The 9,833-nt window shown below is 69.5% G+C and carries 14 protein-coding genes; 5 read left to right on the forward strand and 9 right to left on the reverse strand.

Translation table 11 applies throughout. The features are described from left to right. Positions 1 to 85: 85 nt before the first annotated feature. A complete protein-coding gene (mscL, locus tag ACWPOB_RS12315) occupies positions 86 to 517 on the forward strand; it encodes a large conductance mechanosensitive channel protein MscL (RefSeq protein WP_455400981.1) in 432 nt (143 codons plus the stop codon). 90 nt (positions 518 to 607) lie between these two features. Here the strand turns inward: mscL and ACWPOB_RS12320 are convergent, their stop codons facing one another. The 9 genes from ACWPOB_RS12320 to mrf form a co-directional block, all read right to left on the reverse strand. Next, positions 608 to 1,234 (reverse strand): MspA family porin, encoded by a 627-nt coding sequence (locus tag ACWPOB_RS12320; protein ID WP_065922893.1) that lies wholly within the window; start codon positions 1,232 to 1,234, stop codon positions 608 to 610. 51 nt (positions 1,235 to 1,285) lie between these two features. After that, the gene (locus ACWPOB_RS12325) at positions 1,286 to 2,101 is read right to left on the reverse strand and encodes an MspA family porin (protein ID WP_455400982.1); all 816 of its coding nucleotides are present in this window, start codon (positions 2,099 to 2,101) and stop codon (positions 1,286 to 1,288) included. 784 nt (positions 2,102 to 2,885) lie between these two features. After that, positions 2,886 to 3,383, reverse strand: a complete 498-nt coding sequence (locus ACWPOB_RS12330; protein ID WP_029542037.1) for a MogA/MoaB family molybdenum cofactor biosynthesis protein — start codon at positions 3,381 to 3,383, stop codon at positions 2,886 to 2,888. Between the two features lie 71 nt (positions 3,384 to 3,454). Continuing rightward, positions 3,455 to 4,708 (reverse strand): trypsin-like peptidase domain-containing protein, encoded by a 1,254-nt coding sequence (locus tag ACWPOB_RS12335; RefSeq protein WP_455400983.1) that lies wholly within the window; start codon positions 4,706 to 4,708, stop codon positions 3,455 to 3,457. 107 nt (positions 4,709 to 4,815) lie between these two features. Further along, positions 4,816 to 6,204, reverse strand: a complete 1,389-nt coding sequence (locus ACWPOB_RS12340) for an ATP-binding protein (protein ID WP_455400989.1) — start codon at positions 6,202 to 6,204, stop codon at positions 4,816 to 4,818. A gap of 38 nt (positions 6,205 to 6,242) precedes the next feature. Further along, positions 6,243 to 6,932, reverse strand: a complete 690-nt coding sequence (locus ACWPOB_RS12345) for a response regulator transcription factor (protein WP_006944976.1) — start codon at positions 6,930 to 6,932, stop codon at positions 6,243 to 6,245. Positions 6,933 to 7,032: 100 nt separating this feature from the next. Further along, entirely contained in the window at positions 7,033 to 7,206 is a 174-nt protein-coding gene (gene rpmF / locus ACWPOB_RS12350; RefSeq protein WP_455400984.1) for a 50S ribosomal protein L32, read from the reverse strand. A gap of 30 nt (positions 7,207 to 7,236) precedes the next feature. Further along, a complete protein-coding gene (locus ACWPOB_RS12355; protein WP_006944978.1) occupies positions 7,237 to 7,491 on the reverse strand; it encodes a type B 50S ribosomal protein L31 in 255 nt (84 codons plus the stop codon). Further along, the gene (gene mrf, locus ACWPOB_RS12360; protein ID WP_100058055.1) at positions 7,488 to 8,702 is read right to left on the reverse strand and encodes a ribosome hibernation factor-recruiting GTPase MRF; all 1,215 of its coding nucleotides are present in this window, start codon (positions 8,700 to 8,702) and stop codon (positions 7,488 to 7,490) included. Before mrf ends, ACWPOB_RS12355 begins: the two co-directional genes overlap by 4 nt. 117 nt (positions 8,703 to 8,819) lie before the next feature. Here mrf and rpmB point away from each other — a divergent pair, with 117 nt between their 5' ends. Genes rpmB through rpsR form a run of 4 tightly spaced genes read left to right on the forward strand, consistent with a single transcriptional unit; the run spans position 8,820 to position 9,800 of the window. Beyond that, a complete protein-coding gene (gene rpmB, locus ACWPOB_RS12365) occupies positions 8,820 to 9,056 on the forward strand; it encodes a 50S ribosomal protein L28 (RefSeq protein WP_006944981.1) in 237 nt (78 codons plus the stop codon). Further along, positions 9,056 to 9,220, forward strand: coding sequence for a 50S ribosomal protein L33 (rpmG, locus tag ACWPOB_RS12370; RefSeq protein ID WP_003937781.1), 165 nt, complete (start codon positions 9,056 to 9,058; stop codon positions 9,218 to 9,220). The genes rpmB and rpmG overlap by 1 nt, the downstream gene beginning before the upstream one ends. Positions 9,221 to 9,223: 3 nt before the next feature. Then, complete coding sequence (gene rpsN, locus ACWPOB_RS12375) at positions 9,224 to 9,529, forward strand: 30S ribosomal protein S14 (protein ID WP_455400985.1); 306 nt, start codon at positions 9,224 to 9,226, stop codon at positions 9,527 to 9,529. Positions 9,530 to 9,539: 10 nt separating this feature from the next. Continuing rightward, entirely contained in the window at positions 9,540 to 9,800 is a 261-nt protein-coding gene (gene rpsR, locus ACWPOB_RS12380) for a 30S ribosomal protein S18 (protein ID WP_100058056.1), read from the forward strand. The last annotated feature ends 33 nt before the right edge of the window (positions 9,801 to 9,833 follow it).

The following is a 9,833-nucleotide window of genomic DNA, read 5'->3' on the forward strand; positions in this document are numbered from 1 at the left end:
TTCCGCATTCCGGCCTTTGCGACATACCTGCTGGTCTATGGTGCGACTGCGAGCATGACGACAAGACACGTCTAGGAGAAGCGCCATGTTGAAAGGCTTCAAGGACTTCCTGCTCCGCGGAAACGTACTCGACCTCGCTGTCGCGGTCGTCATCGGCACCGCGTTCACGGCCATCGTCACGGCATTCACCAGCTACGTCATCGAACCCCTGATTGCCGCGCTCGGCGGTGACAACGAGATGGGCTGGGGTGTCCAGATCCTCTCGGACAATCCCGCCACGTTCGTCAACTTCGGCGCGGTGGTGTCGGCGATCATCAATTTCGTCATCATCGCCGCCGTCGTCTACTTCGTACTGATCCTCCCGGCGAACGCGGCCAAGAAGCGGTTCGCCACCGAGAGGGACGACACCAAGGCGAGCGCCGAGGATCTGCTCATCCAGATCCGCGACCTCCTCCAGGTGCAGTCCGGCCAGACCGGCGCACACGCCAAGCTGAGCCTCGAGGAGAGGGAACAGTAGGCGCAACCGTGCCACCGACGAAAAAGGTTGGGCCCGCTCGGAATTCCGAGCGGGCCCAACCCGTGTTCAGCCTGTCGACAGGACGTCGTGTCAGACGGTCCAGGGCTTGCCGTAGGTGGTCACGTTGTCGCCGTTCGCGGTGATGGCGCGAACGAACGGACGGACCTGAACGGCGCCGATGACGCCGGAAGCGGTGCCGTGAACGTTCGAGAACTGCACGGACTTGAAGTCACCGTCGAACTCGCCCTCGGCGACGACGAGCTCCTCGATGCCCGGAGCCGGGGTCAGCTCGAGTTCGGCGTAGGCCTGCGGGAGGATGTCGGTCACGATGATGTCACCCGCATCGAGTTCCAGCTGCGGGGTGGAGTAGGTGACGCCGATGGCGCCGTCGATGCTGCCGGCCCACGCGAACTGGTAGCCGAACTGGAACGTGGTGCCCTCGGCGTCGGCGGCGGACTCACCGACGAGGTTCGCGGTGCCGCGGCCGTTGTGGAAGAACTCGCGGTTGAACGGGCTGCCACCCAGGGCCGGAACACCCTGGATGAAGGTGTCCTCCTGGGTCACCACGACCTCGTAGCCGTCCGTGGAGACGATCCGGTTCTGATCGTCGACCGCAGCCTGCGCGGAGCCGGTCGCACCGAGGACCAGGCCCAGGACAGCGGCACCGGACACCGCGGCGTTACGTGCGGCCTTGAAGCCACGCGACTTGATTCCCATGATTTCTCCGTATTTCTTGGTGGGGATTACTGCGGGGTGGGGCGAGTAGGACTAGATCGTCCAGACCTTGCCGTAGGTGGTGACGTTGTCGCCGTTCGCGGTGATCACGCGGACGAACGGGCGGACCGAGACCGCGCCGATGACGCCGGTGGCGGCACCGTGGACGTTGGCGAACTGGACGTGCTTGTAATCGCCGTCGAACTCGCCCTCGGCGACGACGAGCTCCTCGATGCCCGGAGCCGGGGTCAGCTCGATGCCCGCGGTGAACTGCGGAAGGATGCTGTCGACGGTGAGAACATCCTCTGCGTACGGCGCCGGGCTCGTCTCACCGTTCGGGATGTACAGGGGGTTGCCGTCCGCGTTACCGCTATCCGTTGCAGGGACGCGATCCTCCACCTCGACGACATTGCCTTCGTAGTCGACGTAGTCGCCCGCTTCGTTGGTGTTCCAGACCGGATTGAACTGGTCGACGTTTTCCACGCCGCGGGTGGCCTCGAGCTCAAGCTGCGGGCTGGACCACGCCACACCGATCGAGCCGTCCACGGCGGCGGACCACGCGAACTGGTAGCCGAACTGGAAGGTCGAGCCTTCGAAGTCCGCGGCGTCGGGGCCGACGATGTTGGCGATGCCACGGCCGTTGTGGAACCACTCGCGGCTGAGCGGGCTGCCGCCGATCGGGGGAACACCCTGGATGAAGGTGTCCTCCTGGGTCACGATGACCTCGTGGCCGTCCGACACGATCCGGTTCTGGTCGTCGACCACAGCGCCGGCGGTCCCGGTCGATCCCAGAACCAGGCCGAACACGGCGGCGGCGGCCACCGTGACGTTGCGGGCGGCCTTCACACCGCGTCGCGTCTGCATCTTCATGAATGCCTCATCCATTCTCTGCGTGCCGGGTCACGCACACGCGTCCGACAACTGCCCTGTCGCCCGCGAGGCATGCCACACCTGAGACACCGGCGAGCGTGCTCACCGGTGCCGACGTGTGCGTCATCCGCACGGTTGCGTTTCCGATTCGTGATGAAGATCGTCGCATTAGCTACCGATCTTGACCTGAGCGAACCAGGACAGAGACTAGACCGTGACCTCTGAAGCCAGCAACGGCTACGTCCCGGGGCGAGGCGTCGTCGAACCCGGAATTGTTTCGGCCCGATGAAACAATCGGTGCCATTTCAACGGATGTCCCGCAGGGGCTGCGGAGGCGCCGAAAACCGTCTCTCACCCATGAATAGAGCCGCATACCCCCTGGTGACGGGTTCATGCTCCGCTGTGGCCGAATACATACTGCCGGTACTTCCGTGATGCGCGCCACCGAAAGCCGAGCGCGCGTCGGCCGCGACTCGCCGCGTTGCAGGGTTACGAGAAGGTTGCGGAATCCCACCGCTGCAATTAACGATTCGGCATCGGCCGACTTCTACAAGTGGGGTAGATCACATGCGGCCGTGGTGCGGCGGTACCTGCCTGCGCAGCCATTCTTCCGAGTCGGATGAATCGTCTCCCGGCGAGCGCTCGTCGCGAGTCGTCTCGGGGAGTACATCGCCGAAGATGCGGCGGAGCCGGGCCCGGTCGATCCGGGCCCGGCTCGCGTCGTCGCGCCCTGGTGCGTCGTCCGACGACGCGCCCGACGTGCTCTCGTCCGTGCCGGTGATGGCTATCCCTCCACTCGCGACAGTTCCTCGATCACGTGCGAGGCGAGCGGCAGGAGCGTGGCCATGCCGTCGCGGATCGCCGCGCGCGAGGAGGCGAGGTTCGCGACCAACGTGGAGCCGGACAGGCCGACCAGACCGCGGGACAGACCGGCGTCCATCGCGCCGGCGGAGAAGCCGGACGAGCGCAGGGCCTCGCCGATCCCCGGGAGTTCCCGGTCGAGCACATCGGAGGTGGCGTCGGGCGTCACGTCGCGCGGCGACACCCCGGTGCCGCCGACGGAGATGACCAGGTCCACGCCGCCGATGACGGCGGTGTTGAGGGCGTTGCGGATCTCCACCTCGTCGGCCGACACGGTGACGACACCGTCCACGGCGAATCCCTCCTCTGCGAGGAGCTCGGTGACCAGGGGCCCGGCGGAGTCCGGGTTGTCGCCGTGCGCTACCCGGTCGTCCACGATCACCACGAGGGCTCGCCCGGTCCTGGGGGTTTCGAATTCCATGATGCCCACCGTAGTTGCCCTGTCCGTCGAACGAGCTGTATGTCCGAGAATGAATCCGGCGGCGTCTCTTCTCATCGGCCACCCGCCTCGGCCGCCGCGAGCTGCACGTCGACGGTCTTCTCGCTGCCACCCTGTGCGTCGGTGTAGGTGATGCGCACGGTGTCGCCGGGCGCGTACGAGCGGACCGCCGCGATCAGGGAGTCCCCGTCGGTGACGAGCCGGTCGTCGACCTTGGTGATGATCACGCCGCTCGGAATACCGGCCCGTTCCGCCGGCCCGCCGCCGGTGACCTCCATGACCCGAGCGCCGCGCACGTCGCTCTGCGACGGCACCTGGACGCCGATGACGGCGTGGGTCGCCTTGCCGGTGTCGACGAGTTCGTCGGCGATGCGACGTGCCTGATCGACCGGGATGGCGAAGCCGAGGCCGATGGATCCGGACTGTCCGCCGGCCGTGGCGATCGCCGTGTTGACGCCGATCAGCTGGCCGTCCATGTTCACCAGCGCGCCGCCGGAGTTGCCGGGGTTGATCGCGGCGTCGGTCTGCAGCGCGTCGATGACGGTGTTCTGGTTGCCGGTCTCCCCGCTGGTCGACACGGGCCGGTCCAGGGCCGAGACGATACCGGTGGTCACCGTGCTCTCGAGACCGAGCGGCGAGCCGACCGCCACCACCTGCTGGCCCACCTGCACGGCGTTCGAGTCGCCGAGTTCGATCGGGGTGAGGTCGGTGCGGCCCTCCGCGCGGATCACGGCGATGTCGGAGATCGGGTCGGCGCCCACGATGGTCGCGGGGACCGAGTTGCCGTCGGAGAAGTACACCGTGAGCTGCGCGCCGGCGCCGCCCCCGGCGACGACGTGGTTGTTGGTGAGGATCAGGCCGTCGGAGGACAGGATCACGCCCGAGCCCTCGCCCTGCGCGGTGCGGCCGACCACTTCGATGCGCACGACGCTCGGTACGACCTTCTGCGCGACGGCCTGCACCGAACCGGCGGGCGCCGCAGCGACGGTCGTCGTGGACGGCCGCGGCGCGTCGAGGGCATTGGTGACGGCCGTGCCGCCGGTCGACTGCTGCGTGGTCCACGCGCCGACGGCGCCGCCGATCCCGCCGCTGACCAGTGCCAGCGCGACGGCTCCGAGGGCGAGCAGGCCCCGCGCCGATCGGGGTGAGCCCTGGGGCCCCGACGCGGGCTGGGGCGGGGCGCCGAACGGCCCGGTGTGCCCGTACCCGGCATAGGGGCCGGAGGGAGCCTGGTAGGGATTCGGCTGCTGCGGTGTCGGCTGGTGCGGCTCGGGGCGGCCGCCACCGGGTGTGGGGTCCTCGCTCATCTCATCGCTTTCGGTCTACACAGCCGCCGGGTCGGCGGCTCGTCGTTCGGCTTCCAGCATGCCCGCGGCGGCTGAGAGTCCGCTTAGATCCGACGGCGATTTTCCTGTCAATCCGCCGGGTATTCGAGCTGCGGGGTGCCGGGCAGCACGATCCGGACGAGGGCACCCCCACGCGACGAGATGTCGACCGCGATGGTGCCGCCGTGCTTCATCACCACCTGCCGCACGATCGCGAGGCCGAGGCCGGATCCGGGCATCGACCTCGACGCGGTGGAGCGGTAGAACCGTTCGAACACCAGCTCGCGGTCCTCCTCGGGGATGCCGGGGCCGGCGTCGTCGACGGTCAGTTCCATCAGGCCGGTGCCGAGCTGACGCATCGACACCAGCACCTCGGCGTCGGCGGGACTCCACTTGGCAGCGTTGTCGAGGACGTTGAGCACCGCCCGGGAGAGCGCGGCGTGGTCGCCGTAGACGAACCACGGTTCCGTGTGCGCCGTGAAGTCGATGTCGGAGCGGCGGCGCCGGGCGCGTTCGAGGCTGCGCTCGACGACCTCCGAGATGTCGACGGGTTCGAACACCGTCTCGGGGGCGTCCTCGCGGGCGAGGTCGACGAGGTCGCCCACCAGGGTGGACAGCTCTTCGATCTGCGCCACCACGTCGGCGCGCAGCTCCGCCATGTCCTCCTCGGGCAGGTTCGGCGCGTCGGGCCGGCTCGCCGCGATGAGCAGCTCCATATTCGTGCGCAGCGACGTCAGCGGGGTGCGCAGCTCGTGGCCGGCGTCGGCGACGAGCCGGCTCTGCCGCTCCCGCGACTCGGCGAGGGCGCGCAGCATCGTGTTGAAGCTCTCGGTGAGCCGGGCCAGCTCGTCGTGCCCGGTCACGCGGATCGGCCGCAGGTCGTCGGTGCGGGCGACCCGCTCGGCCGCCGCGGTGAGGCGCGCGACGGGGCGCAGACCGGTGCGTCCCACCGTCGCGCCGGCAGCGGCGGCGAGCACCACGCCGCACCCGCCGACGACGAACAGCACGCTCGCGAGCCGTTTGAGGATGTCCGCGGTGGGCTGCAGACGCTGGGCGATGACGATGGTGCTGCCGTCGGGGATGCGCTGCGCGAGCACCCGCTGATGGCCGACGGTGCGCAGCGACGACTCCCGTTCGCCCTTCGCGACGGCGAGTTCGGCGCCGCCGATCGGGACGGACGACCCGGGCGGCACGTACTGCCCCAAGTTGGAGTAGATGAGCGCCACGCTGATGTCGGAGCTGTAGAGCTGGGCGCCACCGATGTAGCGGGGATCGTAGGTGATCAGGGTGCTGCTCTCGACGAGCGCGGCAGCCCGCGCCCGCAACTGCTTGTCGACGTCGGCGTAGAGGGCGCGGGCCACCACCGCGTACGCCGCGATGGAGGTCACCGCGACGGCGATCGCCACCGCGCCGGCGGCCAGCAACGTGACACGCCGGCGCAGCGGCACCGACCGGGTCAGCAGCAGCGGGGGGCGCATGGGGCGCTTCGAATCCGGGTCGGCGCCGTCGAGCCGGGTCACGGCGGGGTTTCCCGCAGGACGTAGCCGACACCGCGCACCGTGTGGATCAGGCGCGGCTCCCCGTCGGCCTCGGTCTTGCGGCGCAGGTAGCCGACGTACACCTCGAGGGCGTTGCCGGAGGTGGGAAAGTCGTAGCCCCACACCTCCTCGAGGATGCGGCTGCGGCTGAGGACCCGGCGGGGGTTCGCCATGAGCATTTCCATGAGCGCGAACTCGGTGCGGGTGAGGCTGATCGACCGGGTGCCGCGGGTGACCTCGCGGGTGGAGGGGTTCAGCGTCAGGTCAGCGAAACGCAGCGTCTCCTCCGACTCGGTGGCCGGGTCGGGCGAGGCGCGGCGGAGCAGCGCGCGCAGCCGGGCGAGCAGCTCCTCGAGGGCGAACGGCTTGGGGAGGTAGTCGTCGGCGCCGGCGTCCAGGCCGGCGACCCGCTCGGAGACGGAGTCACGGGCGGTCAGGACGAGGATGGGCAGGTCGTCGCCGGTGCTGCGCAGCCGGCGGCACACCTCGAGGCCGTCGACCCGCGGCATCATCACGTCGAGGACCATCGCGTCGGGCCGCTCGGCCGCGACCTGTTCGAGGGCGTCCTGCCCGTCCGTGGCGAGTTCGACGGTGTACCCGTTGAAGCTCAGTGATCGGCGCAGGGACTCCCGCACCGCCCGGTCGTCGTCGACCACCAGAATGCGCATGGCCTCCAGTGTGGACCCGACCGCTGAGAGGTGTCTGAGAGGGCGGCGGCGTGTCCGCCGAGGGGGACCCGCCCGGCGCCGCGGGTCCCCTCGCCGGTCGTCACACCTCGGTCGGGTCGATCATCCCGAGCCGCACGGCCTTCACGAGCCGTCGCGGGACGTGGTGCGTGACACCGGCGACGGTGACCGGCACCAGGGGCGGGACCTGCGCGTTCCACTGCGAGCGGCGGCTGCGGGTGTTGGACCGGGACATCCGGCGCTTGGGTACTGCCATGGTGGTTCTCCTCGGGTGTCCGGGTGGGGGTCAGGGACGGCGCCGCTTGCCGTACTTGCGTTCGAACTTCTCGACCCTGCCGGCGGCGTCGAGCACGCGGGCAGTTCCCGTCCAGAAGGGGTGGGATTCGCTGGTGACGTCCACGACGATCAGCGGGTAGGTGTTGCCGTCGGACCATTCGACCGTGCGGTCGGCGGTGACGGTGGAGCGGGTGAGGAACGCCGATCCGGTGTTGGCGTCCTGGAACACCACGGGGTGGTAGTCGGGGTGGATGCCGGGCTTCATGCTCGTCCTTCTCCTTCTGTCGGTGCGGTGCCGGCAGTGGGTGCCGGCAGGTCGTCGCACGGATCTTCGTGGTAGTCGCCGAACGGGTCGTCCCACGTCGGCCAGGCCGCCGGGTCGGCGAACTCCTCGTCGGTGAGCAGTGCCCACTCCAGGGCGCGGTGGATCTCGTCGGGGTCCGCGTCGTGGGTGAGGATCACCATCGAGGTGTCGCGGTCTCCGTGGGTGTCGTCCCAGCGCAGCGCCGCCATGGCCCGCCGTTCGCCGGAGACGCGTTGCTGTTGCTCGGGAGTCATCGCGGCGAGCCACGGCCCGGCGTGGGCGACGCGCAGGCCCTCACCGGCGGACTCGACCAGCAGCGCGTTGTCCGGTTGCGTCGCGACCCAGGCCCGGCCGCGGGCGCGGACCACGCCGTCGAGGAGGACGTCGATCGCCTCGTGCAGGCGCTGCGGGTGGAAGGGCCGGCGGGCACCGAACTCGAGCAGCCGCACGCCGCAGTCCTCGCCGAGCGGTGGTTGACCGCGCAGCAGCGGAGAGTGCGCGTCGGACACCGTCCCGCGCCGCGCACCGGGCGGGATCTGCCGGAGCAGGTGTTCGACGTCGACGTCCTCGCCCCACGCGACGGGTGCGTCGGGCGCGAGCCGCGAGAGCACCGCGTGCAGCTTCGCCTGCTGCCAGCCGTCGGCTCCGGGCCGGACGACGAGGGCGTCGGCGAACTCGACCTGGCCGACGACGACCTGGGCGACGGTGCGGTCGTCGTCGAGTTCCTCGTCGCCGGTGGCATCGGTGAGCCAGGTGGCGGCGTCGATGCAGGTGACGGTGGCCTCGATCCGCACGTCGTGGGCGGCGGGCCCGTCGATCTGCCCGACCACGCCGGCGACGACGACGTGCTCGACGGCCCAGCACAGCGCCTCGGGCTCGAGCCGCGGGTCCAGGAGCAGGACGATGCGGTCGACGTTGCTGCGGGCGTGCAGGCGCCGCAGCAGCGGAAGCAGATCCTCGCGGAGGGTGCAGGAGACGCAGCCGTGGGCCAGTTCGAGCACGTCGAGGCGGTGGTCGTGCGCGGTGGTGAGGGTGCGGCGCACGACCCCCTCACCGACGTGGTCGAGGTCGTGGTGCACGACGACGGTTCCCGGACGCAGCAGGGCCCGCGCGGTGCGTTCGGTGGGTCCGCGCCGGCCCGAGACGACGATCAGCGGCGTTCTGGTGTCCACCGGAACCCCTTTCGGTAACGATTGTCATTAGCTCGAAGGGAGCGTACAGTCGCTCGGGCCATTTGTCGAAAACGATTGTCGTTACGCCCTCGGGGCGCCGACAGAAGGGAGCCCGCCGTGTCGGCGCACTGCCAGGTGACCGGACGCAAGCCCGGCTTCGGGAAATCCGTCTCCCATTCGCACGTCCGCAGCAACCGCCGCTGGGACCCGAACATCCAGCGCAAGACCTACTACCTGCCCTCCGAGGGACGCCGCGTCACCCTGACGCTCTCCGCCAAGGGCATCAAGACCATCGACCGCGACGGCATCGAAGCCGTCGTCGCCCGCCTCCGCGCCCGAGGAGAAAAGCTCTAGTGGCCCGCAACGAGATCCGACCCATCGTCAAGCTCCGCTCCACCGGCGGCACCGGGTACACCTACGTCACCCGCAAGAACCGGCGCAACGATCCCGACCGGCTGGTCCTGCGCAAATACGATCCCGTGCTGCGCCGCCACATCGACTTCCGCGAGGAAAAGTAGGCCATGGCCAAGAAATCGAAGATCGCCCGCAACGAGCAGCGCAAGCTCGTCGTCGCCCGCTACGCCGCACGTCGCGCGGAACTGAAGGAGATCGTGCGGCGCCCGTGGAGCACCGACGCGGAACGCCTCGCCGCCCGGACCGCCCTGCAGCGTCTGCCGCGCGACGCCAGTCCGGTACGATTGCGCAATCGAGACGCTGCGGATGGACGTCCGCGCGGCCACCTGCGGAAGTTCGGGCTCTCACGCGTGCGCGTGAGGGAACTCGCGCACCGCGGCGAGCTGCCCGGCGTCCACAAGTCGAGCTGGTGAGGAGCGAGTCATGGCAGTCAAGAGGGGCCCGTCGAAGAAGTCGCGTGCCGTGGAAGGCCGCAAGCCCAAGAAGAACCCGCTGTTCGCGGCGAAGATCGAGTACGTCGACTACAAGGACGTGAACCTGCTCCGCACGTTCATCTCCGATCGCGGCAAGATCCGCAGCCGTCGCGTGACCGGCCTGACCCCGCAGCAGCAGCGGCAGGTCGCCATCGCGGTGAAGAACGCCCGCGAGATGGCGCTGCTGCCCTTCACCACCACCAGCAAGTAGAGCTCAACTCGCGACGAGGGTCGCGGGGGAACA

Source organism: Rhodococcus sp. 2H158 (assembly GCF_053764755.1).

What these genes read in the sequence shown, in the direction of transcription:
- mscL (WP_455400981.1), top strand. Translation starts at nt 86, where the DNA reads ATGTTGAAAGGCTTCAAGGACTTCCTGCTCCGCGGAAACGTACTCGAC.
- ACWPOB_RS12320 (WP_065922893.1), bottom strand. Translation starts at nt 1,234, where the DNA reads ATGGGAATCAAGTCGCGTGGCTTCAAGGCCGCACGTAACGCCGCGGTG.
- ACWPOB_RS12325 (WP_455400982.1), bottom strand. Translation starts at nt 2,101, where the DNA reads ATGAAGATGCAGACGCGACGCGGTGTGAAGGCCGCCCGCAACGTCACG.
- ACWPOB_RS12330 (WP_029542037.1), bottom strand. Translation starts at nt 3,383, where the DNA reads ATGGAATTCGAAACCCCCAGGACCGGGCGAGCCCTCGTGGTGATCGTG.
- ACWPOB_RS12335 (WP_455400983.1), bottom strand. Translation starts at nt 4,708, where the DNA reads ATGAGCGAGGACCCCACACCCGGTGGCGGCCGCCCCGAGCCGCACCAG.
- ACWPOB_RS12340 (WP_455400989.1), bottom strand. Translation starts at nt 6,204, where the DNA reads ATGCGCCCCCCGCTGCTGCTGACCCGGTCGGTGCCGCTGCGCCGGCGT.
- ACWPOB_RS12345 (WP_006944976.1), bottom strand. Translation starts at nt 6,932, where the DNA reads ATGCGCATTCTGGTGGTCGACGACGACCGGGCGGTGCGGGAGTCCCTG.
- rpmF (WP_455400984.1), bottom strand. Translation starts at nt 7,206, where the DNA reads ATGGCAGTACCCAAGCGCCGGATGTCCCGGTCCAACACCCGCAGCCGC.
- ACWPOB_RS12355 (WP_006944978.1), bottom strand. Translation starts at nt 7,491, where the DNA reads ATGAAGCCCGGCATCCACCCCGACTACCACCCCGTGGTGTTCCAGGAC.
- rpsN (WP_455400985.1), top strand. Translation starts at nt 9,224, where the DNA reads ATGGCCAAGAAATCGAAGATCGCCCGCAACGAGCAGCGCAAGCTCGTC.
- rpsR (WP_100058056.1), top strand. Translation starts at nt 9,540, where the DNA reads ATGGCAGTCAAGAGGGGCCCGTCGAAGAAGTCGCGTGCCGTGGAAGGC.